A 24,169-nucleotide genomic window follows, 5' to 3' on the forward strand; every position below is an offset into this window, starting at 1 on the left:
GATCGGATCGAGACATCCGATGAATCGAAGCGTTTGCACACGGTTTCGCCCCGCGCACGGGCCCTGCTGGCCCAGGACGCTCCCCCGGCGCCACTACGCTGTCCCGCATGGCGACGATCGGTGACGTGGCCCGCGCGGCGGGGGTGTCCGTGTCGACCGTCAGCTACGTGCTCAGCGGCAAGCGGACCATCTCCGCAGCCACCCAGGAACGGGTGCAGCAGGCCATCGCCGCGCTCGGCTACCGCCCGCACGCCGGAGCACGCGCGCTCGCCTCCAGCCGGTCCAACGTGATCGCCCTGATGGTGCCGTTCCGGCCCGGGATCAACGTGCAGATCATCATGCAGTTCGTCGGCGGGGTGGTCACCACCGCGCGCGAGCACGACCACGACGTGCTGATCCTCACCCAGGACGACCCCTCCGGCATGAGCCGGATCGCCGCCTCCTCCACCGCCGACGCGCTGATCGTGATGGACATCGAGGCCGACGACGCCCGGCTGCCCGCCCTGCGCGCGCTCTCGCTGCCCAGCATCCTGATCGGCGTGCCGGACGACACCAGCGGTCTGTCCTGCGTGGACCTCGACTTCGCCGCCGCCGGCCGCCTCGCCGTCCGCGAGCTCGCCCGGCACGGCCACCAGCACCTCGTGCTCGTCGGCGCCTCCCAGGACCGGATCGACCACCGCGCCAACTACGCGCTGCGCATGCGGCACGGCGTGCTCGACCAGGCCGCCACCAGCGGCGTCGAGGCGCACGTGGTCCCCGCCGAACCCACCTTCGCCGGCGGCGCGCACGCCCTGGACGAGGCGCTGGCCGCCCACCCCGGCACCACCGGGCTGGTCGTGCACAACGAGGCCGCCCTCGGCGGTCTGCTCGCCCGGGTGCGCGAGCGCGGGCTGCGCGTGCCGGAGGACCTGTCGGTGGTCGCCGTCAGCCCGCCGGACATCGCGGCCGCCGTGCCCGTGCCCGTGTCCACGATCGACGTGCCGGGGCACCGCATCGGGCGGATCGCGGTGGAGATGGTGATGGCGCGGCTCGCCGGGGACGACCTCGCCGAGACCCGCCTGGTCGCCCCGGCGTTCACCGACAACGGCAGCGTGGGCCCCGCCGCGCAGGGGTGAGCGCACACGTCCCCCGACGAGGTCGGTGGTTCGTGCACGACACGCCTGCGCGACACGCCGCGTTGGCCGCGGAACCACCGACCTCGTGGGGGTCGGTGGTGTGCTCACGCGACCATCGAGGTCAGCGAGTCGTCGAGCACCTCGAGGTCCGCCCGCACCTGCACCGCGCGGTCGGCCAGCGCGTCGATCGCACGAGCGGCGTGACCGCCGAGCTGGTGATCCACCTCGGCGAACGTGAGGCTGGACCGCTCCACCAACCGCTGACACTTGATCAGCGAGTCGTAGGCGGTCTCGATCGTGAGATCGGTGAAGAACGTCTCCTCCAGCTGCGGCCGGAACCGGGCGACCGCGTCCGGCAGCGCCGCCAACGCCCGTTCTGCCGCCGCGATGTCGTCCAGCCATCGCTCGGACCGCCGAGCGAAGTCGGCATCGATCTCCTCGACCTTCGCCACGAACCGCTCGATGTCGTCATCCACACCGAGCAGGTCGTCCAGCGGAGTCGCCGACAGCCAGCTCGCCCCCGCGTGCATGCTCGACGCCGCCGTGTGCACCAGCGCCGAGGTCGCCACCACGACACCGCCCAGGGCGCTGAGCAGCATGGTGAACTCCTGCAGCTCGAAGGAGAGGGTGGTCCCGATCCCCGACACCAGCGCGCCTGCCGCGGTCTGCCGCGCCTCGGTGAGCCACTGCACCATCTGCTTGCCGACGATGTCGTCGATCTCCTCCACCGTGCCGCCCGGCCACGGCTGCACCCGGACGTCGACCGCATCCGGCAGGCACGACCGGGAGGCGATGGCCGCAGCCGTCGCGTCGTCCGCCTCCTGCACGGCATCCGCCACCGCCGTGGTCGAGCTCGCGAGCACCTTCCATCTCGCCTGCACGACGTCCAGCCCGGACCCCAGCCGTGCGCACTGATCCGACAGCGCGAACGACACCGTCTGCGCCTCCTCGACGAAGGGCGCGCTGAGCACCCACCAGATCCCCTCGACCAGCGCGTGCGTCGCGACCTCGTCGACCTGCAACGCCGCCCTGCGCAGCTCCGCGAGGCCATCGGCGACCCCGTCGACCATCTCCGAGGCCACCCAGCGCACCGGTCCCGGGATCGGCAGACGCTCCACAGCGTCGTGCACGTGGTCCGCGTACTCCCGGTGCACCCGCTCCGTCACGTCCCGGATCTCCTCCCACACCTGCCGGACGAGCAGATGCAGCTCGCCCCGGACCAGCTCGGCACGCAGCCCTGCCTCGTCCCCGTGCCGCCGCAGCTCGTCCACCAACGGGGTGATCAGCTCCGTGCGCACCTCCGACAGGTCCTCGTTCTGCCGGCGCATCCCCTCGGCCACCCCCCGCAGCACCTCAGGTTCCAGATCGACACGCGACCCGAGCCCGCCCTCGCTCACGACGCGATTCGGTGCGAACAGCGAGAACGGGACACCCATGCTCGCGTCGAACGAGGATGTCTCCCGGTCGCTCCCCACGTGGTTCGCGCCCTGGAACCCGATGAACTCGCTCGTCCCGGCGAAGCCCACCGTGCGACCCGGGACCCGGTTCAGCATCCCGGCGGCAGCGAGCGCCCGGTTCAGCGGGTCGTTGGACGTCACGTAGTTCGTGATGTTCTTCGACATCGCACCCTGCATCGAGGCAGGGACAGGTGCCGGATTGACCGTCACCGACTCGATCCCGGGCCGGAGCAGGGCGACGTAGTTCGCGAGTCCACCACCGAGCGAGTTCCCGCACACCGACGACACCCGGCCGCGTCGTGCCTCGACGTCACGGACATAGCCCACCGCGACCTCGTACTGCGCGGGGGTCCGCGACGTGATCAGCTCGGCATCCGCCAGGACGTCGAGCCCGTCCGCCGTGCCCTGGAACGCGACGGTCAGCTCGTCGGTGTCCGGGTTCTGGAACACGTACGCGTCGAGGCCGGTCACCGGATCCTGATGGTGCTCGACCACGATGAACGCAGTTCCGTTGACGTCGACGATCGTCTCCTTGCCGGGGACCAGCACGATCGACTCGTACGCCCACCGCGAGGACAGGTCCATCAGATCGTCATGGTTCGTCGCCCCGGGCCGGGTCACGAGGTGGCTCCGCCCGTCGGCACCAAGATCGGAAAGCCCACGTTGCCGCCGTTCTCGAGGTAGGCCACGTTCCAGTCCTCCCGCTTGCGATCTGAGTCGACGAGGTACATCTGGCGGAAGCCGTAGCCGGAGCTGTCGTCCCGCCCCATGAGGGCCGAGACCGTGCTCACCCCCCAAGAGCCGAACCCGGAGAACAGCGGGTTCGTCCGCAGGTCCTCGGCGATCCGCACCGACATCTCCGAGGTGAGGTCCACCTGCGGGTCGGCCAGCTGGAGCGTCACCCCGATCGCCCGCTCACGGTCCCCGGTGACCTCCTCGAACAGCGCACGCCACTGCTCGTCCGACCGCACCGGCTGCTCCCGGTACGCGGCGTAGATCGCATCCAGCTCGGCCCGGATCGCCCGGTAGTCCTCCCCGAAGTGCGGGTTGTAGATCGAGGTCGAGACGACCGGGTCCACCAGGGCGTAGGCGCGGATGTACCCATCGGACATCGGGACGAACTGCGGGTAGGTCGCGGCCAGGTACTCCTTCCACGCCGTGACCCGGTCGCGGTAGGCCATCTGGTAGAGCCCCTCCACCGTGAGAGCCACGACATCAGTGTTGTCCTGGACACGCTCCACGCGGCTCGGCGACCCGTCCGCTCGCAGCCCGACGAACACCGCATGAGTCACGATCGGCTCGTCCGCCGTGACGAACTTGACCGTGACCGTGGACCCGGGGATGTGCGACATGATCGCCCCCATCTCGACGTCCCGACCGATATCCGCCTCCACCGACGGCTCGGCAGCCGCATAGATCTCCTCGCGGTGCGCCAGCGCCAGCTCCTGCAGATCCGAGTTCAGCATCCCCGACGGCACCTCGTACCCGATCGCGTCCTTCTCCGCCGCCGTCACCAGCACCACCGGCGCATTCTCATCACGCACGTTCAGCACGTCCCGCACCACCCCGCACCCACCCGTCCCCGCCATCAGCACCAACAACCCCGCGACCACCACCGCACCACGACGCCACCGCACCCGACCGCCCATCCGCCTGCCTCCTGTCTCCTGTCTCACCGATCTGTCTCACCGCCTGCCGCGGCGGGCAGGCGCGTACGTACGACACGCCTGCCCGACACACCGTGGGCGGCGCGGAATCACCGATCGCGTCTCGGGGTCGACGACCCGAGGGACGCTCAAGCGGTCACCGTGGCGAACGCGTCGGACACGGTGCTCAGGTCACGGCGAAGATCGTCGGCTCGCCCGCCGAGGGCATCGATCGCCCGAGCGGCGTGCTCGTCGAGCTGGTACCTGACCTCGCCGAACGTGACCTGCGAGCGATCGGCCAGGTTCCGGCACTTCAGGAGCGAGTCGTACGCCTCCTCGATCGTCGCGTCGGAGAAGAAGCTCTGCTCCAGGTAGTCGGACGCCGACCGGACCGCCTGGGGCGCACTCGACAGCGCACGACCGATCCTCATCAGCGCGATCTGCCACGAGTCACAGGACGATCGGAACGCGTCGCACAGCTCACCCACCCGCCGCTGGAACCGCGCGAGATCGTCAGAGGTGCCGGTGAGCAATGCTGCCGGGCTCAGGGAGGCCAGTGTGACCGCCGTGCGCAGGGCGCCCACCACGCCACCGAAAGCGCGCTCGATCACCTCCAGACGGAGCGTGCACGATGTCGCCGCCGCACCCGGGTCGCCCATCGCGGACGTCAGCCCGGCGATGACAGCACCGAGCACCTCGCCGACGATCTGCTGCCGCCGGTCGATCGCGGCCTGGCGGATCTGCATCGCCGTGTCGTCCACCAGCGGTGCCACGCTCCGGGCGGGCCATGGCAGCACGCCGACCGAGACGGCCCCCGGGGCACAGGTGCGGGCGGCGATCGCCGTGGCCGCCGCCTGATCCGCCGACCGGATGGCTCTGATCACCGCCTTGGTCCCCTGCCCGAACGCGATCCACTTGGAGTCGATCACCACGAGGTCCTCCTGCAGGACCTCGCACTGATCCGCCAACATCCGAGTGAACGCTGCCGACTCGGCGCTGAACAACCCGCCGATCCCGCTCCACGCCACCTCGACCGCGCTGCGGATCACGACGTCGGCGATCTCGTCCAGCGCGGCGAGCAGCTCATCGACCGCCCGCTCCACCTGATCCTGGACGGGGTTCCAGGCCAGACGGAGCGGCGGGGGCGCGCTCGGGAACGAGACCAGCGGCGACCGCAGGACTTGTTCCACCTCGTCCCGCAGGGAGTCGACGAGCCGGCGCACCGTCGCGTAGGCGGCCTCCAGCACCTCGGTGAGCCGTTCGACCACTGCATCCTCGCGGGCCTGCACCCGCGCGGCGTACCGCCGCAGGTCCTCTTCCAGGACCACGAGCTCGCTCGCCGTGACGTCGGCCAGGTCCTCCCGTTGCTGCGCGAGACCGTGCAGCATGATGCGCAGGTTCTCGACCGAGACGTCGACCAGACCACCGAACGAGCCGTCTGCGACCACGCGAGTGGCGTCGAACAGCGAGAACGCCACCGCCATGCTGCCGTCGTACGGGGTCGTGGCCGGGTCACCGCGATCGCTCCCGACGTGGTTCGCACCGATGAACGCCACGTTCATGCTGGTCCCGCGGAACATCACCTGGTGGCCGATGATCCGGTTCGCGAGCCCGCCGGCGAGCACCATCCGGTGCAGGACGTCGGCGTCCGAGATGTAGTTGTGCACGTTCGGCGCAGCCACGCCTGCGAGCGACTCCGGGACCGGTGCCGGGTTGACCGTGACCGCCGTGATCGCCGGGTTGCGCGCCGCGACATACGCCGCCAGGCCACCGCCGAGCGAGTTGCCGCACACCGACCCGACCGGACCGACATCACGCTCGACCTGCTGGACGTAGGCCTCCGCGGCCGCGTACTGCGCCGGGTCCCACTGCGTGATCAGCGTGGCGTCGGCGAGCCAGTCCTTGATGTCCACCGTGCCCTGGAAACCGATCGTGAGCTCGCCGGTGCTGGGGTTCTGAAAGGTGAAGGCGTCCAGCCCGGTGGCAGAGTCGTGGTGCTCGTGGACCACGGTGAACGTCGTGCCGTTGACTTCCACCGCCTGGTCGACGACCAAGACCTCATAGGACCATCGGCTGCCCAGGTCCATCAGGTCGTCGTGGCTGGTCGCCCCCGGGTGGCTCACGACACGCCCGCGCCGGTCGGGCTGGAGGTCGGCGCCGGGTCGGCCTCCTCGCTGCAAAAGCGGGGCGGGTTCCCGCCGTCCCGCCAGCAGTCCACGAGCCAGTCCGATCGCCCCGGCAGCAAGCGGAAGTCATAGCTCCGATGGAACAGATCGGAAATGTTCGAGTCGCGGAGCATCAGGTTGCTGTGCAAGCTGAACCTCAGCTGGCCGTAGCCCTCGAACAGGGGGTTCGACCGCAGATCGTCGGCGACCCGCCGTGACAGCTCCTGGGTCAGATCCTGCTCCGGGTCCGCCAGCATCAGGTCGACGATGAGTCCGACCCGGCGATCACCGAGCACCGCGTCGAACACCTCGCGCCACTCCGCGTCCGTCCGATCCGGGTCCCGCAGGTACTCCGTATAGATGGCGTTCACCTGCGAGCTGATCACCGACTGGGGGGTCGGCTCGTCGATCTGCCTATGCAGGTAGACGTCGACGATCGGATCGGCCCGGAGGGCGAGGGTCGAGTACCCCGACGGCAGCGCGGTGAACTCCGGGTAGGTCTCGGCCAGGTACTCCCGCATCCGATCGATCCGCTCCCGATACGCCATCAGATACAGACCGTCCGCCGTCATCGAGGCCACCGTGCTCCGGGTGATCTCCTCCACCGACCCCACCGAACCGTCCGAGCCCAGCCCGACATACGCCCGTCCCGTCACCACCGGCTCCTCCACCGTCCGGTAGACCACATCGATCGCCCCATAGGGGAACGGAGCACTGATCGGCCCGAGCTCTACTTCACGCCCCAGCTGCTCCTCCACGAACGGCTTGACCACGGCATAGATCTCCCGCCGATGCCCGATCGCCACCGCCTGAAGATCCGAGTTCCGCACCCCGACCGGATCCTCGTACCCCAGTTCCTCCTTCTCCGCCGCCGTCACCAGCACCGCATCACCCCCCGTCACCGCGTCCGCCACCTCCCCCGGCGTGCACCCACCCAGCACCATCACCGCCATCACCGCCAGCGCCACCCGCCGCCACGCGCTACCGACCCGACCCGATCCGTCGCTCACCCGCATGACCTCTCCCTCCCGTCTGCCGACGGCCGCCGGCGACCCGCGCACGGGTCGCCGGCGGCCGCTCACCGACGCAGCTGCGACGCGATGTCCGCGTCGGTCTGCTCGACGATCCCGGCGATGCTGCGCAGCTGCTCCCGGATGTCGTCCAGCAGATCGGCGAACTGCTGGATCTTGGGCGACAGCTCGGTGAACTGCTCGTCGAAGCTGTCGAACGCCGAGCCCTCCCAGTTGTCGCGGATGACGCCCTGCTCCCGGGTGAGGGTGCTCAGCACGTCCCGGACCTCGTCCGCCCCGGTGCCGTACTTCTCGGCGGACGTCCGCAGCTCCTCGGGGCTGAGGGTGATGCGACCACTCATGACCTTCTCCTTCGTGTTGTTCTCCTCGGTCCGCTCCCGGTCCGGGAACGCGTTCCATGGGCAGGCGCCGCGCTAACCGACGTCGGCTTCCTCCGGCAGCAGGACGCGCACCGCCGAGCCGTCCACGACGACGTAGGCCTCGAACGCCTGGAGCGGCGGTGCCTTGTAGGGCACGTTGCGCGCGGTGAGGATGCTCTGCTCGGGGATCGCGCCGCGCACGATGCCGGAGGTGCAGCGCTTGACCACCCTGGCGACGGCGTCGTGGCCCTTGCCCGCGAGCGCGAGCGGCACACCGATCACGACGGGCATGCCGTACTCGGGGCCGTCGGCGATCAGCCGGCCGAGATCGCCCACCCGGTCGTCGCCGATGAGTGAGCTGATCCTCGAGGCATCGGCGATCAGCACGAGCGCGGGCCGACTCGTGTTCGACCCGGCACCCAGGCCGCTCCGGGCGACCATCTGGCGTGCGGTGAGCTCCGCGAGCGCCACCTCCAGGGTCTCCGTCAGGCTCCTCGGTCCACCGGCGGCACCGTCTCCATCCGCGGCCGAGCCGAGCGTCCCGGCGGAGTCGTCGAAGACGAAGTGCTCGCCGTGCGCCGCGGCGGCCGACCGCACAGCACGCAGCGTCCGGCCCGCGGTCGCGATGTCGGGTGCCATGACCAGCACCCGGCGCAGCCGAACCAGGTCGAGTCCGACGCTCGTGACGGTCTCGACGTCGAGGCCCACGGGCACCGCTCCGGCCTCGACCAACCCACCGGCATCGGCGCGGCCCAGCAGGTCGGCGAGTGCGAGATGGTCCGGGACGACGGGGATCGGCTCCGGTCGGGCACCGGTCCACCGCACGTCCAGCTCGGACGACTCACGACGGACGGCCTCGATCACGTCGAGCATGTCGTCGCCGTCGGCGGGCAGGGCCGTCTGGAACACCTCGGCCCGGTCCAGCCGCACGAGACCGCGGCCGGGGAGGTCGTCTGCGAGGAAGTCCGAGCGGCCGACGACGGCTCGGGCGTCCCCGTCGCCATGGAGCCGCAGGGCGAGCTGGATCTTGACGTTCCCCGAGAGCGCCGGGCGCAGGCTCCCCGGCCGACCCGCCGACATCGCGAGGTGGAGGCCCAACGCCGCGCCCTCGCGCGCGATCGTGAGAAGGAGGTCGGAGACGATCACCTCGGCAGCGGTTCCCCGGAGCCCGTCGTAGCCGTCCAGCACGACCAGCGTGCTCGGGAGCGTCCGCCCCGAGGCACGCTCGTACATGTCGATCGTCGGAACGGATCGCTCGGCGAGGAGTCGCTTACGGCGATGCAGCTCGTGGTCCAGGCGCGCGACGAACTTGCGCGCCTTCGCCTCGTCCTCCGCCGTGATCGTGTCCGCGACGTGCGGCAGCCCGCGCAGGGGAAGCAGACCGTTGGTCCCGAAGTCGAGGAGGTACACGTGCAGGTGCTCCGGGCTGTGGGTCCGTGCGAGCCCCATCACCAGGGTCTGCAAGAAGGTCGACTTGCCGTAGCCCGGGCTGCCGAAGACCAGCAGGCGGCCGTCGGCGGCGAGGTCCAGCCGCAGGGTCTCCTGGCTCTGCCTGCTCGGGACGTCGACCTGGCCGATCACCGGGCGCAGCGGCTGCTTCGGACCCGACCAGCAGGTCGCGGGGTCCGCGTCGTCGAGGTCGCCGAGGTAGAGGCGTTCGGGCAGAGGCGGGAGCCAGGGTCGCGGGAGCGGCCGGATGCCGGCATGCCTGGCGACCCGGGCGATCTCGGCGATCACCACCTCGAGCTCGGTCGGCACCTGGGCGACCTGCTCGGCAGCGTCGAGGCCGGACAGATCGGGGTTGAGCACCCGGTACTGGCCCAGATCGGTGATGGCGTAGATCGTGCGGTCGTCCTGGTTCTGCTCCTCGGCGTCGGGCCGGTGGTCGGCGCCGCTCCAGGCGCTCTGGAACAGCTCGTAGACCTCGTTGTTCCCGACCTGGAGGTAGGCGCGGCCGGGCAGGGTGATCTCTGCCGCGTCAGGAGTCTTGATGATCTCCATCGAGTCGGAGCGGTCCGCGACCTTGAGCGCCAGCTTGAACCGCGAGTTCGACCAGATCTGGTCGTTGACCACGCCCGACGGCTTCTGGGTCGCCAGGATCAGGTGGATGCCGAGCGAGCGGCCGATGCGCGCCGTCGAGACCAGCTCGTCCATGAACTCGGGCTGCTCAGCCTTGAGCTCGGCGAACTCGTCGGAGATCAGGAACAGGTGCGGCATCGGCTCGGTGGCACCGCCGGCGGCGACCAGCTTCTGGTACTGGTTGATGTGGTTGACGTCAGATGCGGCGAACACCCGTTGGCGGCGCGTGAGCTCGGCGTTGATCGAGACCAGCGCGCGCATGCTCTGCGCGCCGTCGAGGTTGGTGATCGTGCCGAGCAGGTGCGGCAGGTCCGCGAAGAGGTTCGCCATGCCGCCGCCCTTGTAGTCGATCAGCAGGAACGCGACCTCGTGCGGGTGGAAGCAGACCGCCAGACTGAGGATGTAGCTCTGGATGATCTCGGACTTGCCGGAGCCGGTGGTCCCTGCGACGAGCCCGTGCGGGCCGTGCGCGCGCTCGTGCAGGTCGAGGAGCACCACGTCGCCCGGCCCGCGCAGACCGAGCGGGACGGCCAGGCTGCGGTGCGGTGCGTGGGACGCCCACCGGGCGGCGATGTCGAGCTCGGCCACATCCCGGACGCCGTACATCTCGAGGAAGGTCACCGCGTCCGGGATGCTGCTGGTGAGGTCCTGGCGGTGCTCGAGCGCACCGATCGTGCGCGGCAGCACCTCGAGGTCGAGGTCCGCGGGCAGGTGGTCCGGGACGAACCGGGCGTCGCGCAGCTCGCCCTGCTGGATGACCAGGACCCCGGTCTCCCGGTCCCGGATGTCCACCACGGTCGTCACGGACTCGTGCAACGAGGACATCGTCTCCTGCACGACGACGACGCTGCACCCGAGCGAGGCGGGATCGTCGCGGAGCAGCTCCATGATCACGTGGTCCGCGACGAGGACCTCGTCCAGCAGGACCACGACATAGTGCGGTCCGAAGGCGGGGGTCTGCCCACCGCGGGCCTCGTCCCGTGCGAGACGACGGGAGCGGAGCACCTGGTTGAGGTGCGCGAGCACCTGGTCCCGGGACCGCTGGTCGTGCACGAATCCCCGCAGGTTCACCTCCTGGAGAGCGGCGTGCCGGAACCAGCGCAGCCAGGACCAGTCGGCCTGCTCGCTCTCGGGGAACACGACGACCATCTGGACGTCGTGGTAGCTGTGGAAGACGGCGATCTGGTCGAGCAGCAGCTGGAGCTGCTCGACCACGAGCCGGCGCGGCCCCACGTAGCCGAGGGACCCGCCCCGCAGGTCGACCGTGACGGGCATCGCGTCGAGGTGCGCCGACCGCTCACGCAGCGCGCGGGCCTGGGTCGCGAGATCACCCTCCTGTCCGATCCGGTCGTCATCCGCGGTGGTCACCCGGAACGAGGCCGGAACGGTGCCCAGCCCGATCCGGCAGCGTAGGAAGTCCGTCTGCTGCGGCGTCTTCTCGAAGACGCGCGGGCTCCACGCACGGGCGAGCCGAGCCAGGTCCGCGACGGCGGGGTAGTGGTAGAGCGCACCACGGCGCTGCGCCGTCAGGGCGGCGTGGATCTCCCGCGCCCGCAGCGCGAGGTGCTCGCGGTACGCGGCCTCGATGGCGTCGCGACGGGCCGCGGCGACCCGTCGGTCACGGACGTAGCCGGTCACGGAGAAGACGACGGTCACGACGGTCGTCACCCCGGAGCCCAGGACGAACAGCAGGTTCTGCCGCAGCAGCGCCATCACGACGGTGACGGCCAGCATGGCCAGCGGCGGGATCAGGAGCTTGGCCAGCTGGCCGCGCGGCGTCTGCTCGGGGACCGGCGCCGCGGCGAGGCGGATCTCGTCCTCGGGCGGCCGGTGCACCAGCCGCGGCGAGCGGTGGTGGACGGGGTGCCCGGGCGGTGGGGTCGCGCGGGACCGGATCGCGCGCGGCACGCTCGCCGACTCCACGGCGGTCTCGTCCACGTGCAGCTCGTCCTCGAGGAGCACGGCGGTGCACGCACCCCAGCCGAGGTGGTCGCCGTGCTCGACCAGGTGCCTGCCGGGCGGGCGGCGCCGGCTGTTGACGAACAGGTCCGCACCGGTGGACGACACCTCCCAGCGGCCGTCTGCCCGGCGCATCCCCGTCAGGACCAGCCCGCCGGCGACCCGGACCGACGCCCCGGGCCACGGGCCGACCGTGAGGGTGTCCTGGCCCCGGAGGTCGAACACCGCACGCTCGCCGCTCGGCGCGAGCAGCACCCGCACCCGTGCGCCCTCGACCTCGAGATCGAGCGGCTCCGCCAGGTCGCGGCTGCTGACGGTGCAGTCCCCGGCGGTGACGCTCAGGACGTCTCCCGCCAGACGCACCGCGAGCGCGGGCGCCGTCACGGACGCGGGCAGGTGCACGGAGCAGTCGCCGGCTGTCCCGAGGGTCACGGTCTGCCCCTCACCGATGTGCGTGGTGAACCGTGCGTCGTCGACGACGACGGCGACCACGTGCTGCGTCCGGTCGCTCATCCCGCGTCCGCCGGGCCGGACGAGGCGGCGGTGGGCTGGTCCCCGAGCGCACCGGCGCGCTCCTCGAGGAAGCCGTCGTACTCCTCCTCCAGCTCCCGGAGTCGCGCCTGCCGCTGGGTGCCGGACAGCGTGGGGTCGGCGGAGACCTGCTCCTGGAGCAGGGTGAGCGCGTAGAGGACGAGATCGACGTCGCCGATCCCCTTCGCCGCGTCGAGTGCCTCGGACAGCTCGCCCCGGCCGGCCTGGATCCAGTACGCGAGCACGTCGGGATCGGCGCTCACCGACAGCGTGTTCGCGATCACTGTGCGCTGCTCGTGACTGAGGTCGGTCCGGTGCAGATAGCTGGTGGCGAGCTCGTAGCGCTGAGTCGCCGGCAGGTCGTCGACCGCGGTCGGACGCAGCGCCTCGATCACGCCGTCGTAGTCCCCCTGCACGAAGTGCGTGTCGGCGTCGAGCAGCCGCTCGGTGGCGGGTGCGCGCAGGAGCACCTGGTAGCCGCAGACCGCGCCGAGGGCGAGGACGAGCACGCCCAGCCAGACGGTCGCCTGCCGGAACAGCCGGGACGACCGTCGGCCCACCCGGACGGTGCGCGCGTCCTCCTCCTGCGCGGCTGCCTCGTCCATCTCGGTGAGGCGGGCGAGCAGGTCGTCGACGGTCCGGGCCTCGTGCACCGCACGCTCGAGGTCGCTCGACCGCCGAAGCTCCACGGCACCGTCGACCAGGTCGTCGAAGGACGCGGTGCGGTCGAAGGTGCACAGCACCAGCGCACGCAGCTGTCGCAGGAGCATGCCGTCCTCGTCCTGGGGCGGCATCGCCCCGGCCAGCCCCCGGTACGCGAGCGCTGGTCGCAGGTTGCGGTCGACCACGAGGTTCTCCGGGTGGAGCACGAGCGCGATCCCCTGGTCCGCCAGCGGGACGAGCACACCGAGGTTCGCCAGCGCGCGGAGGCGCTCGGTCCGGGGCAGGCGCACGACCTCGCCCCACGTCCGCAGCCGTTCAACCACCGTGACGTGCAGGGTGACCGCGTCCTCGCGCACGGTGACGGTGCAGGGCAGGAGCCCGTCGCGCGGGTGCGTCAGCAGGTCGAGCTCCGCGTCGTGCTGCACCCGGACCAGCGACCGGCCGAGCGTGACCGACCATGCGGTGCCGTCCCGTTCGACGGCGATGGGCACCCCGTCGAGCACGAGGGTGCCCGATGTCGGTGCCGGTGCGGAGACCTCGTCGTTCATGGTGCGTCCCTCCCGTCGTCGAGGACCAGGACGTCCCCGGTGACCACCGGGCCGTCGGCCAGGTGGTCCTCTTCCGTCAGCAGCAGCCCCGTGCCGCGGACCCGCAGCTGGTACCGGGCCAGCCCGGCACCGAGGCCGGGAACGATCGCAGCGAGCTCGGTCACGAGCCGGTGCACGGCGACCCGGGTGGGCACCCGGAGGTCGAGCCATCCCCCGGCGTGCACCAGCGTCACGTCGATGTGGTCAGTCATCGTCCGGCCCTCCTGCCCGGGCGAGACGCCGGGACGCGGCCGCACCAGCCCCGCCGAGCAGGACGAGCCCTGCGGCGACCGTCGCGAGGCCGGTGCCACCGCCGCCCTGGGCGGGCTCGGCGACGGCACCACCCGTGCGGGCGTCCTCGCTCGCGCGGTGCTCCGGGCCGAACAGTCCTGCCGTCGAGGGCGCCTGGGGCAGCACCGGTCCGGCGGACGAGAACAGGTCGGCGGTCATGTCCCGGGCCTGTCCGTCGCGTGCCGCGGCGAGCCGTGTGGTGTCCTGCGGGTCGAAGAGCATCGCGCTCGCGTCGTGGCCGACAGCCTGCGCGTCGGCCTGCTCGAGCCGGTCCACCCGCAGCTCGAGGTCGTTGGCGCCGGGTCCGGGTCGTCCCGCGTCATCGTCACCGCCTCCCGCGGCGGCGGACCACGGGATACCGAGGACGAGGACCCCGGTGAGGAAGCCGAGCACAGCGACCCGCCGCGCGCTCATGCGGGTACCGCCGCACGCGCGGAGCGCCGCCGCTCGGGCTGGGGGAGGTCGGTGCGCACGACGAGGCCGAGCGTCACGACGACGACCGTGCCGGCGGCGAGGGGCCACCACGTCGCGCCGGCCTGCCCCGCACCGAGCACAGCGGCCATCGCCGTCTCCAGGTGGCAGAGCGGGTCGACCCGGGCGACGGCGCTCTCGAACCCCGATCGCGCCCCGGCCCCGACGGCGTCGGAGACCAGCACGTAGCCGACCAGGAGCACGACGCAGAGCGCTGCGCCGACCGCCCTCCACCGACGGACCACCGTGGACGTGAGGAGGGTCAGCTCCACGCACCCGAGCACGACGCACAGCACCCAGTGCGGCAGCGAGCCCGGTGGGAGGTCCAACCCGACCGCGGTCGCCCAGGACGCACCGGCTCCGACGAGGAGCCCCGCCCCCGCCGCCCGCCCGAGGGCCCGGGACCCGATGCCGAGACGCGCGGCCCGATCGCTCGTCAGGACCGAGCCGCGGGTCTCCCAGCGGGTCGACGAGCCGAGCAGGTGACCGGCGACGAGGCAGAGCGCGAAGATGATCACCACCCACCCGAAGGGGCGGGTGACATCGGCGGTGGGGACGGGCTCCCGCGGCGTCGCGGTGACCGGCGAAGCCAGGAAGTCGACCAGCGTCTCGTTGAGGACACCGGCGACGTAGGCGTGCGGCAGGACCGCCGAGAACGAGTCGGCGAACACCTGGGCGGACTCGGTCTCGCCGGCGAGGATCGCGGCCATCGAGCCGGCGTCACCGTCGAGCGCGACCGACTGCGCGAGAAGCTCCTGGACGTCGCTCCGGACGTCCCCTGTCAGCGCGAGACCGGCGTCCGCCCGGTCCACCGCCGAGCGGCCGGCGGCGGCCAGGGCGTCGCTGGAGGCGAGCAGCCCGGCGCCCTCGACGGTGATCCGGTCGAGGTGGGTGCTGCGTTCCGCCTCGGAGGCCACGACCCGGTCTTGGACCGTGTGCAGGTCCGTCAGCGCCTCGCGCCGAGCGCGGAGCTGGTCGAGGTGGGCGGCGATCATCGTGCTCAGGTGCCGCGAGGTCGCCAGGAGCGCGTCAGAGGAGGCCCGGACTTCGGACGTCGCCGCATCGAGGCTGTCGAGGCCCACGCCGACGGCGCCGAGCGCGGCGCGTTCGGACGCCACCTGCTCCGCCACCGCCGCGAGGATCACCGCGTCGATCGCCGCGGAGGCATCCACATGCACCAGTTCGACCAGGAGCCTGGCGTGCCGGTAGGCCTGGGCCACCTGAGCGACCTGGCCGCCGTACCGTGTCGCGGCGGGCACCGCGAGATCCCCGGACGCCGCGGCGAGCGTAGCGGCAGCCTGCTCGAGGTCCGCACGTGTGGTGCCGTCGGGGTCCACCTCGACGTCGGCGTACCCGGTCCAGCCCTGGAGCACGCCGAGATCGACGGCGATCTGCGCGACGGCACCTCCGAGGGCGTCGTCCGCCGATGCGAAGACGCCCGCCCGGACCGCGGCGTCCAGCTCGGCCTCCGTGCGGTACGGCAGCAGTGCGATCTCGGCCTCGGCAGCACGCAGGAGGTCACCGCCAGCAGCCGGGGTGTCACCGCTCGGCGCGGTCACCTCGGCGACGCTGACCGTGCCGTCACCGTCCGTGTCGAGCACCGCGTAGACGGCAGCCCGATACGCCGCCAGCACCTGCTCATCGCCCTGGGCGCTCAGTGCGTCCTCGCGCCCCCGGGCCGCCGCCCTCGTGCCGTCCAGGACCGCCCCCAGCGTCACCAGCCGGTCTCCGAGGCTCGCGCCGCCGGCATCGGGCTCGAGCTGGGCGGCCAGGGTCGCGCCGATGTCGACCAGCGCGTCGTCGAGCTGCTGGACCTGCTCCCCCAGCACCTCGTGGTCCAGCGCCATCAGTGCCTCGACGAGCTCGGCCTGGGTCAGCGCACCGCGGTCACGCGCGGCGAGGAGCCCGGCCAGTGAGGCACCGTGCACCGCGCTCGCTGTCGCCTGGTCCGCCGTGGCGAGCGCGAGACCGCCGAGCGCGTCGACGCCGACCTCGTCGTCCACGACGGCGGCGCTCGCACGATCGACGAGGGTGGCCAACCCCGTGCTCAGCTCGGACTGCGCGGGCCGGAGCGTCGTCGTGAACGCGTCCCCGGTCGTGGCACGGGCGTCGACCAGCAGGCGTGCGTTGCTCTGCGCCTGGTGCAGGTTGCCGAGGACCGACGCCACGTACATGTCGACGAGCTGCGCGTCCAGACGGGCGACCAGCTCCTCGCCCTTGCCCGTCGCGAGCGCCTCGACCCGCGAGTTGCCCGCCCCGTTGACCTGGTACGTGATACCGACGGGGGCCGGGTCGGGGGTGTCGAGGTCGGCCAGCGCGCCGGAGAACCCGGTCGGGACGACCAGCATCAGGTCGTAGGCACCGCCGGCGAGGCCGTGCTCCGCCACGCTCCGACTGACCACCCACCAGCGCGCCGACGGGTCGCTCTCCAGCTGGGTCACGTACGACCGGCCGAGATTCACGTCGTCGCCGTCGATGACCGCGCCGGCATCCTCGTTCACGAGGGCGACGTCGAGCACCACGCGCTCAGCCGACTCCGCGCGTTCACCGAGGAGCCCGCGCTGGTGCGCCGACCCCAGCGGGAGCAGCACGAGCGCGGTCGCCGCGATCAGCAGCGCGCCACGGATCCGTGCTCTCGTCCCCCGCATGCGCCGTCCCCCGCCGGCTCGAGGATGCGACCGGGACGGGCAGGCGCCCGCGGGTCACACCCGTGGAGTCCCGGACCGTCGTCGCAGGCCACAGGGACACCGGAGAACGTATCCACGCGAATGCGGGCGGCTGTGGGCCGCGTGTGTGTTTCTACCTACGCGTGGGCGAATTGCGGTGATTCACTCCGGAGACACGCCGGCGCGACACGCCGTGCCGGGGCGAAACCACCGACCTCGTGGGGTGAGCGGCCCCTCAGACCACCAGCAGGCGGCCCGCGCGGTAGACGGCCACGCAGGACAGGTCGCCGTCGGTCACCACGACGTCGCCGCGACGGCCGGGCAGCAGGGCGCCGAGGTCGGCGCGGCCGAGCACCTCGGCGGGGGTGGTGGCGGCGGCGCGCACGGCGGGCACCAGGCCGATGCCGGCGTGCACCACGGCGCGCACCACGTCGAGCAGGTGGGCGGTGCCCCCGGCGATGGCACCGGCGGTGCCGTCCTCGGCGAGCAGCCGGGCCACGCCCTCGCCGACGCGGACCGCCATCGGACCGAGGCGGTAGTCGCCGTCGGCCATGCCCGCAGCGGCCATCGCGTCGGTGACCAGGGCGATCGAGCCGGGGCCGACCAGGTCGAAGACGGAGCGCACGGTGCCGTCGGCCAGGTGGGTGCCGTCGGCGACCAGCTCGACGACGAGCTCGCCGCGGGCGGCGGCGGCCAGGCAGGCGGCGATCGGGCCGGGGTCGCGGTGGTGCAGCGGGCGCATGCCGTTGAACAGGTGGGTGGCGGTGGGGCGCGGGGAGCGGCCGGCGCCGGGGCGGCCGCCGACGGCGGTGGCACGGGGTCCGCCGGCGAGCAGGGTGCGGGTGCGGTGCACGGCGGCGTCGACCTGCTCGGCGGCGGCGTCGGTGTGCCCGATCGACGGGACCGCCCCGGCGCGCACCAGGGCGGCCAGCACGTCGTCGGTGCCGGGCCCGCCGTCCGCGACGCCCGGCACCTCGGGGGCGACGGTCATGGTGACCAGGTGCCCGCGGGCGGCCCGGGCCAGCTCGGCGACCAGCCGGGGGTCGCCGGTGAGCATGTCGGCGGGGTTCTGCGCGCCGCAGCGGTGCTCGGACAGGAACGGCCCCTCGGCGTGGATGCCGGCCAGGTCGCCGGACTCCACCAGGTCGGCGAGCAGGGCGGCGCGCTCGAGCAGGACCTCGCGCGGAGCGGTCACCAGGGAGGCGACCAGGCTGGTGGTCCCGTGCTCCAGGTGCTCGCGGACGGCGACCAGCGCCTCCTCGCGGGTGGTCGCGTCCGGGAAGCTCGCGCCGCCGCCGCCGTGGTCGTGCAGGTCCACCAGGCCGGGCAGCAGCGTCGTGCCGGGGGCGGGCGCCGGCGGCAGGTCGTCCGCCCAGGCGCCGGGCAGCCGGTCCACCGGGCCGACCCAGGCGATCCGCCCCTCGGCCAGCGCGACGGCGCCGTCCGGGACGAGCTCGGTGGGGGTGACGACCTCCCCGCGCAGGACGACGGGATCGGGGCTGCGGTGCGCGCTGGTCACCGGACCATCATGGCGCACCGCGGCCGCTGCACGGCCCCGACCGTGCGTCTCAGAACAGCCGGGAGTCGACGTCGTCCACGCCGCGCATGGCGTCGTAGTCGAGCACCAGGCAGCCGATCCCCCGGTCGGTGGCCAGCACACGCGCCTGCGGCTTGATCTCCTGGGCGGCGAACACCCCGCGCACCGGCGCGAGCAGCGGGTCGCGGTTGAGCAGCTCGAGGTAGCGGGTGAGCTGCTCGACGCCGTCGATGTCGCCACGCCGCTTGATCTCCACGGCGACGGTGGCCCCCGCGGCGTCCCGGGCGAGGATGTCCACCGGGCCGATCGCGGTCGGGTACTCGCGGCGCACCAGGGTGTGCCCGGCGCCCAGCACCTCGATCTGCGCGGCCATCAGCTCCTGCAGGTGCGCCTCGACGCCGTCCTTGATCAGGCCGGGGTCCACGCCGAGCTCGTGCTCGGAGTCGTGCAGCACCTCGTGCACCTCGATCACCAGGCGGTCGTCGCTCTTGGTGTGCTGCACGGTCCACACCTGGGCCACGCCGCGCTCGGCGGCCTCGCCCTCGGCCGGGGAGGTGTGCAGGGTGCACGGCGGGCTCATCCAGTTCAGCGGCTTGTACGAGCCGCCGTCGGAGTGCAGCAGCACGCTGCCGTCGGCCTTCACCACGACGAGGCGGGTGGCGAGGGGCAGGTGGGCGTTGAGCCGTCCGCTGTACCGGGCGGAGCAGCGCGCGACGAGCAGGCGCATCAGGGTCCTTCGGGTGGTCAGATCACGGAGCGGGCCACCGGCGGGGCGGCCTCGAGCCAGGATGTCAGACCCGCGTAGGCCTCCGGCGACATGACGAGCTCCACGACGTCACCCGTCCCCACCCGGCAGCGGACCAGCAGCGGCCCGGTGAGCCCCTCGGAGCCGTCGGCGGCGTGCCGCTCCAGCACCTCGATCTCGCCGCGCGGCCACACGTGCTCCGGGCGCGGCGCCAGCGACCACAGCCGCCACCAGTAGAGGCTGCGCGCCCCGTAGTGCGCCACACCCTGCACCCAGCGCGAACGCAGGTGCAGGGTGCAGGAGAACGAGCCGACCCGCCGGGTCAGGGAGTGCCAGCGGGACAGGCCGAGACCGACCGGGACGAGCAGCAGGAGGACGACGAGCACCACGACCAGCGTGACGTGCAGCCCGTTCATCTCCAGCCGTCGTCAGCGGGTCGGGGCGTCCGAGGCGGCGGGCTCCACCGCGTCGACGACGACCGTGACCTGGTCCTCGTCGACGGACAGGAAGCCGCCCTCCACGGTCCAGCGGTGCACGGCACCGCCGTCCTCGATCACCCGCACCTCGCCGCGCCGCAGCACGGACAGCACCGGCGTGTGCCCGGCGAGGATGCCGATCTCACCGTCGGACGCCGGGGCGCTGACCTGACGGGCGCTGCCCGACCAGATGGTGCCGTCGGTGTCGACGAGGTCGACCTCGAGCTGGGCCATGGCACGTACCTTTCGAGGAGTTGCGGGGGAAGCGAGGATACAGCGACGTCAGACGCCGTACTCCTTCTGGAGGCGGGCCCAGTTGCGCTCGAGGTCCTCGAGGCCACCGATGTTGAAGAAGGCCTGCTCCGCGATGTGGTCGAACTCGCCGGCGGCGATCCGCTTGAACGCCTCGACGGTCTCGGAGACCGGCACGGTGGAGCCGACGACGCCGGTGAACTTCTCCGCCATGTAGGTGTTCTGCGAGAGGAACTGCTGGATGCGGCGCGCCCGCGCCACGACCGTCTTGTCCTCCTCCGACAGCTCGTCGACACCGAGGATCGCGATGATGTCCTGGAGCTCCTTGTTGCGCTGCAGGATCGACTTCACCTGCGTCGCGACGTCGTAGTGCTCCTGGCCCACGTAGCGCGGGTCGAGGATGCGGCTGGTCGACGACAACGGGTCCACCGCGGGGTACAGACCGCGCGAGGCGATCTCACGGCTGAGCTCGGTGGTCGCGTCGAGGTGCGCGAACGTCGTGGCCGGCGCCGGGTCGGTGTAGTCGTCCGCCGGCACGTAGATCGCCTGCAGCGAGGTGATCGAGTGGCCGCGGGTCGAGGTGATCCGCTCCTGGAGCTGACCCATCTCGTCGGCGAGGTTCGGCTGGTAGCCCACCGCGGACGGCATGCGGCCGAGCAGCGTCGACACCTCGGAGCCGGCCTGGGTGAACCGGAAGATGTTGTCGATGAACAGCAGCACGTCCTGCTTCTGCACGTCGCGGAAGTACTCCGCCATCGTGAGCGCGGACAGGGCCACGCGCAGACGCGTGCCCGGCGGCTCGTCCATCTGGCCGAAGACGAGGGCGGTCTTGTCGAAGACGCCCGCCTCCTCCATCTCGACGATCAGGTCGTTGCCCTCACGGGTGCGCTCGCCGACGCCGGCGAACACGGACACACCGCCGTGGTCCTGGGCGACGCGCTGGATCATCTCCTGGATCAGCACCGTCTTGCCGACGCCCGCACCGCCGAACAGGCCGATCTTCCCACCCTGGACGTACGGGGTGAGCAGGTCGATGACCTTGATGCCGGTCTCGAACATCTGGGTCTTCGACTCGAGCTGGTCGAAGGCCGGCGGCTTGCGGTGGATCGGCCAGCGCTCGGTGATCTCCAGGGACTCGCCCTCGCCGAGGTTGAGCACCTCGCCGGTCACGTTGAACACGTGGCCCTTGGTCACGTCGCCGACCGGCACCGAGATCGGCGAGCCGGTGTCGGTGACCTGCGCGCCACGGACCAGGCCGTCGGTGGGCTTCAGGGCGATGGCGCGCACGAGCGAGTCGCCGAGGTGCTGCGCGACCTCGAGGGTCATGGTGAAGGAGCTCTCGCCCTCCCCCTGGCCCGCCATGTCGATGTCGACGGTGAGCGCGTTGTAGATCTCCGGGATCTGGTCCGCGGGGAACTCGATGTCCACGACGGGCCCGATCACGCGGGCGACGCGGCCCACGCCGGGCTGGTCGGCCGTGGAGTCCTTCGCGTCGACGGTGGTCGCGGTCATGTCTGCCTCGCTTCGCTCGTCCGCCGGGGTCCGGCGGCGTGGTCCTGTGTCGTGCTGTCTGATGGTGCGCGGTGCGCCGGTCACTAGGAGGCGAGCGCGTCGGCGCCCGACACGATCTCGCTGATCTCCTGGGTGATCTCGGACTGACGCGCCTGGTTCGCGAGACGCGTGTACATGCGGATGAGGTCCTCGGCGTTCTCCGTGGCCGTGTGCATCGCGCGCTGGCGCGAGGCGAGCTCGGAGGCCGCGGCCTGCAGCAGGCAGGAGTAGATGCGGCTGCGCACGTAGCGCGGCAGCAGCGCGTCCAGCACCTGCTCGGCGTCGGGCTCGAACTCGTACAGCGGCAGCGCCTCGCCGGTCTCGTGGGAGGCGACGCCCTCGACGACCTCGAGCGGCAGCATCCGGATCACCTGCGGGCGCTGGCTCACCATGTTGACGAACTGCGTCGACACGATGTGCAGCTGCCCCACGCCGCCCTCGTCGGCCGGGGCCGCGAACGCGGTGAGCAGGGTGGAGGCGATCTCCTCGGCCAGGTCGGCGGTCGGGGCGTCGGACTGCCCGGTCCAGGACGCCGCGATCTCGCGGTGCCGGAACGTGTAGTACGCGACGGCCCGGCGCCCGCTGATGAACAGGGCGACCTGCTTGCCCTGCCCCTCCAGCCGCTCGATCAGCCGCTCGGTCTCCCGGATGACGCTCGCCGAGTAGGCGCCCGCCATGCCGCGGTCCGAGGCGATCAGCAGCACGGCCACCCGCGTCGTGTCGGTGCGCTCCGCGAGGAGCGGGTGCGACACGTCGGAGTGCGTGGCCACGGCCGAGACCGCGCGGGTGATCGCCCGGGCGTACGGGGACGCGGCCGCCATGCGGTCACGTGCCCGGCCGATCCGGCTGGCGGCGATCAGCTCCTGGGCGCGGAACATCTTCTTCAGCGCCTGGGTCGACCTGATCCGCTGCCGGTAGACCCGCTGCTGTCCTGCCACGGTCAGGCCTTCTTCTGGCGGACGATCTGCTCCTGCTCGACCGGCGTCTCCTGCTCGGGCTCCTCGGCGCCGACCAGCGGCGAGCCGTCACCGGTGAGGAAGCCGGAGCGGAACGCGTCGATCGCGTCGGAGAGCGCCTGCTCGGTCGCGTCCTCGAGCTTGCCGCTCGTGGCGATCGTCGTCAGGACGTCGGTGTTGCGGCGCAGGTGGTCGAGCAGCTCGGCCTCGAACCGGCGGACGTCGGGCAGCGGCACGTCGTCCAGGCGGCCCTTGGTGCCGGCCCACACCGACGCGACCTGCTCCTCCACCGGGTACGGGGAGTACTGGGGCTGCTTGAGCAGCTCCATCAGGCGGGCGCCACGGGTGAGCTGGGCGCGCGAGGTGGCGTCCAGGTCGGAGGCGAACATCGCGAAGGCCTCGAGCGAGCGGTACTGCGCGAGGTCCAGCTTCAGCGTGCCGGAGACCTGCTTCATCGCCTTGACCTGCGCGGCACCACCGACGCGGGACACCGAGATGCCGACGTCCACGGCGGGACGCTGGTCCGCGTTGAACAGGTCCGACTGCAGGAAGATCTGCCCGTCGGTGATGGAGATGACGTTGGTCGGGATGTACGCCGAGACGTCGTTCGCCTTGGTCTCGATGATCGGCAGACCGGTCATCGAGCCGGCGCCGAGCTCGTCGGACAGCTTCGCGCAACGCTCCAGCAGGCGGGAGTGCAGGTAGAAGACGTCACCGGGGTACGCCTCGCGGCCCGGCGGGCGGCGCAGCAGCAGGGACACGGCACGGTAGGCCTCGGCCTGCTTCGACAGGTCGTCGAACACGATCAGGACGTGCTTGCCGTCGTACATCCAGTGCTGGCCGATGGCCGAGCCGGTGTACGGGGCCAGGTACTTGAAGCCCGCCGGGTCGGACGCCGGGGCCGCGACGATCGTCGTGTACTCCAGGGCGCCGGCCTCCTCGAGGGCGCCACGCACGGAGGCGATCGTCGAGCCCTTCTGGCCGATGGCGACGTAGATGCAGCGGACCTGCTTCTCCGGGTCGCCGGACTCCCAGTTGGCCTTCTGGTTGAGGATCGTGTCGATCGCGATGGCCGTCTTGCCGGTCTGGCGGTCGCCGATGATCAGCTGCCGCTGCCCGCGGCCGACCGGGATCATCGTGTCGATCGCCTTGAGGCCGGTCTGCAGCGGCTCGTGCACGCTCTTGCGGGCCATGACGCCGGGCGCCTGGAGCTCGAGGGCGCGGCGCGCGTCCGGGACGATCTCGCCCAGGCCGTCGATCGGCTGACCCAGCGGGTCGACCACGCGGCCGAGGAAGTTGTCGCCCACGGGGACCGAGAGCACCTCGCCGGTGCGGCGGACCTCCTGGCCCTCCTCGATGCCGGTGAACTCGCCCAGGACGATCACGCCGATCTCGCGGACGTCCAGGTTGGAGGCCAGGCCCAGGGTGCCGTCGGCGAACCGCAGCAGCTCGTTGGCCATGCAGCCGGGCAGGCCCTCGACCTGCGCGATGCCGTCGCCGGCCAGCGTCACGCGACCGACCTCCTCGGTGGCGGCACCGGTCGGCTCGTACGTCGTGACGAAGCTGTCCAGAGCGGCGCGGATGTCCTCCGGCCGGATCGTCAGCTCGGGCATGTGTCTCTCCTGTCGTTCC

General features: G+C 71.9%; 18 protein-coding genes. 1 reads left to right on the forward strand and 17 read right to left on the reverse strand.

The window, feature by feature from the left end; genetic code table 11:
- The first annotated feature begins 107 nt into the window (after nt 1-107).
- On the forward strand, nt 108-1,115 hold the full coding sequence (locus ACZ5HG_RS13730; protein ID WP_464177193.1) for a LacI family DNA-binding transcriptional regulator: 1,008 nt from the start codon (nt 108-110) through the stop codon (nt 1,113-1,115).
- Between the two features lie 104 nt (nt 1,116-1,219).
- Here the strand turns inward: ACZ5HG_RS13730 and ACZ5HG_RS13735 are convergent, their stop codons facing one another.
- The 17 genes from ACZ5HG_RS13735 to atpA form a co-directional block, all read right to left on the reverse strand.
- Nucleotides 1,220-3,157, reverse strand: a complete 1,938-nt coding sequence (locus ACZ5HG_RS13735; protein WP_464177196.1) for a hypothetical protein — start codon at nt 3,155-3,157, stop codon at nt 1,220-1,222.
- Between the two features lie 32 nt (nt 3,158-3,189).
- Nucleotides 3,190-4,116, reverse strand: a complete 927-nt coding sequence (locus ACZ5HG_RS13740) for a hypothetical protein (RefSeq protein ID WP_464177198.1) — start codon at nt 4,114-4,116, stop codon at nt 3,190-3,192.
- A gap of 251 nt (nt 4,117-4,367) precedes the next feature.
- Complete coding sequence (locus ACZ5HG_RS13745) at nt 4,368-6,341, reverse strand: SA1320 family protein (protein ID WP_464177201.1); 1,974 nt, start codon at nt 6,339-6,341, stop codon at nt 4,368-4,370.
- Nucleotides 6,338-7,399: a hypothetical protein gene (locus ACZ5HG_RS13750; RefSeq protein ID WP_464177203.1), complete on the reverse strand. Its 1,062-nt coding sequence runs from the start codon at nt 7,397-7,399 to the stop codon at nt 6,338-6,340. The genes ACZ5HG_RS13745 and ACZ5HG_RS13750 overlap by 4 nt, the downstream gene beginning before the upstream one ends.
- Before the next feature lie 62 nt (nt 7,400-7,461).
- Nucleotides 7,462-7,755 carry a WXG100 family type VII secretion target gene (locus ACZ5HG_RS13755; RefSeq protein ID WP_464177206.1) on the reverse strand — a complete coding sequence of 98 codons (294 nt, stop codon included), beginning with the start codon at nt 7,753-7,755 and terminating at the stop codon, nt 7,462-7,464.
- A gap of 72 nt (nt 7,756-7,827) precedes the next feature.
- A complete protein-coding gene (essC, locus tag ACZ5HG_RS13760) occupies nt 7,828-12,324 on the reverse strand; it encodes a type VII secretion protein EssC (RefSeq protein ID WP_464177208.1) in 4,497 nt (1,498 codons plus the stop codon).
- A complete protein-coding gene (gene essB, locus ACZ5HG_RS13765; protein ID WP_464177210.1) occupies nt 12,321-13,553 on the reverse strand; it encodes a type VII secretion protein EssB in 1,233 nt (410 codons plus the stop codon). Before essB ends, essC begins: the two co-directional genes overlap by 4 nt.
- On the reverse strand, nt 13,550-13,804 hold the full coding sequence (locus tag ACZ5HG_RS13770) for an EsaB/YukD family protein (RefSeq protein WP_464177213.1): 255 nt from the start codon (nt 13,802-13,804) through the stop codon (nt 13,550-13,552). The genes essB and ACZ5HG_RS13770 overlap by 4 nt, the downstream gene beginning before the upstream one ends.
- The gene (locus ACZ5HG_RS13775) at nt 13,797-14,297 is read right to left on the reverse strand and encodes a hypothetical protein (protein ID WP_464177215.1); all 501 of its coding nucleotides are present in this window, start codon (nt 14,295-14,297) and stop codon (nt 13,797-13,799) included. Before ACZ5HG_RS13775 ends, ACZ5HG_RS13770 begins: the two co-directional genes overlap by 8 nt.
- Nucleotides 14,294-17,002 carry a type VII secretion protein EsaA gene (esaA, locus tag ACZ5HG_RS13780; RefSeq protein WP_464177217.1) on the reverse strand — a complete coding sequence of 903 codons (2,709 nt, stop codon included), beginning with the start codon at nt 17,000-17,002 and terminating at the stop codon, nt 14,294-14,296. Before esaA ends, ACZ5HG_RS13775 begins: the two co-directional genes overlap by 4 nt.
- A 253-nt stretch (nt 17,003-17,255) precedes the next feature.
- Complete coding sequence (locus ACZ5HG_RS13785) at nt 17,256-18,539, reverse strand: N-acetylglucosamine-6-phosphate deacetylase (RefSeq protein ID WP_464177219.1); 1,284 nt, start codon at nt 18,537-18,539, stop codon at nt 17,256-17,258.
- A gap of 49 nt (nt 18,540-18,588) precedes the next feature.
- A complete protein-coding gene (gene nucS / locus ACZ5HG_RS13790; RefSeq protein WP_464177221.1) occupies nt 18,589-19,284 on the reverse strand; it encodes an endonuclease NucS in 696 nt (231 codons plus the stop codon).
- 17 nt (nt 19,285-19,301) lie between these two features.
- A complete protein-coding gene (locus ACZ5HG_RS13795) occupies nt 19,302-19,718 on the reverse strand; it encodes a DUF2550 domain-containing protein (RefSeq protein ID WP_464177222.1) in 417 nt (138 codons plus the stop codon).
- A 12-nt stretch (nt 19,719-19,730) separates the two neighbouring features.
- Nucleotides 19,731-20,012, reverse strand: a complete 282-nt coding sequence (locus ACZ5HG_RS13800) for a F0F1 ATP synthase subunit epsilon (RefSeq protein ID WP_464177224.1) — start codon at nt 20,010-20,012, stop codon at nt 19,731-19,733.
- Between the two features lie 48 nt (nt 20,013-20,060).
- On the reverse strand, nt 20,061-21,542 hold the full coding sequence (atpD, locus tag ACZ5HG_RS13805; protein ID WP_464177226.1) for a F0F1 ATP synthase subunit beta: 1,482 nt from the start codon (nt 21,540-21,542) through the stop codon (nt 20,061-20,063).
- A gap of 83 nt (nt 21,543-21,625) precedes the next feature.
- Nucleotides 21,626-22,519 carry a F0F1 ATP synthase subunit gamma gene (locus tag ACZ5HG_RS13810; RefSeq protein WP_464177229.1) on the reverse strand — a complete coding sequence of 298 codons (894 nt, stop codon included), beginning with the start codon at nt 22,517-22,519 and terminating at the stop codon, nt 21,626-21,628.
- Between the two features lie 2 nt (nt 22,520-22,521).
- Nucleotides 22,522-24,150, reverse strand: a complete 1,629-nt coding sequence (gene atpA / locus ACZ5HG_RS13815) for a F0F1 ATP synthase subunit alpha (RefSeq protein ID WP_464177231.1) — start codon at nt 24,148-24,150, stop codon at nt 22,522-22,524.
- Between the last annotated feature and the right edge of the window lie 19 nt (nt 24,151-24,169).

It is taken from the genome of Cellulomonas sp. GTC20042 (genome assembly GCF_055389595.1).

What these genes read in the sequence shown, in the direction of transcription:
- ACZ5HG_RS13800 (WP_464177224.1), bottom strand. Translation starts at nt 20,012, where the DNA reads ATGGCCCAGCTCGAGGTCGACCTCGTCGACACCGACGGCACCATCTGG.
- ACZ5HG_RS13795 (WP_464177222.1), bottom strand. Translation starts at nt 19,718, where the DNA reads ATGAACGGGCTGCACGTCACGCTGGTCGTGGTGCTCGTCGTCCTCCTG.
- nucS (WP_464177221.1), bottom strand. Translation starts at nt 19,284, where the DNA reads ATGCGCCTGCTCGTCGCGCGCTGCTCCGCCCGGTACAGCGGACGGCTC.
- essB (WP_464177210.1), bottom strand. Translation starts at nt 13,553, where the DNA reads ATGAACGACGAGGTCTCCGCACCGGCACCGACATCGGGCACCCTCGTG.
- ACZ5HG_RS13735 (WP_464177196.1), bottom strand. Translation starts at nt 3,157, where the DNA reads ATGGACCTGTCCTCGCGGTGGGCGTACGAGTCGATCGTGCTGGTCCCC.
- essC (WP_464177208.1), bottom strand. Translation starts at nt 12,324, where the DNA reads ATGAGCGACCGGACGCAGCACGTGGTCGCCGTCGTCGTCGACGACGCA.
- esaA (WP_464177217.1), bottom strand. Translation starts at nt 17,002, where the DNA reads ATGCGGGGGACGAGAGCACGGATCCGTGGCGCGCTGCTGATCGCGGCG.
- ACZ5HG_RS13750 (WP_464177203.1), bottom strand. Translation starts at nt 7,399, where the DNA reads ATGCGGGTGAGCGACGGATCGGGTCGGGTCGGTAGCGCGTGGCGGCGG.
- atpD (WP_464177226.1), bottom strand. Translation starts at nt 21,542, where the DNA reads ATGACCGCGACCACCGTCGACGCGAAGGACTCCACGGCCGACCAGCCC.
- ACZ5HG_RS13770 (WP_464177213.1), bottom strand. Translation starts at nt 13,804, where the DNA reads ATGACTGACCACATCGACGTGACGCTGGTGCACGCCGGGGGATGGCTC.
- ACZ5HG_RS13755 (WP_464177206.1), bottom strand. Translation starts at nt 7,755, where the DNA reads ATGAGTGGTCGCATCACCCTCAGCCCCGAGGAGCTGCGGACGTCCGCC.
- atpA (WP_464177231.1), bottom strand. Translation starts at nt 24,150, where the DNA reads ATGCCCGAGCTGACGATCCGGCCGGAGGACATCCGCGCCGCTCTGGAC.
- ACZ5HG_RS13730 (WP_464177193.1), top strand. Translation starts at nt 108, where the DNA reads ATGGCGACGATCGGTGACGTGGCCCGCGCGGCGGGGGTGTCCGTGTCG.
- ACZ5HG_RS13775 (WP_464177215.1), bottom strand. Translation starts at nt 14,297, where the DNA reads ATGAGCGCGCGGCGGGTCGCTGTGCTCGGCTTCCTCACCGGGGTCCTC.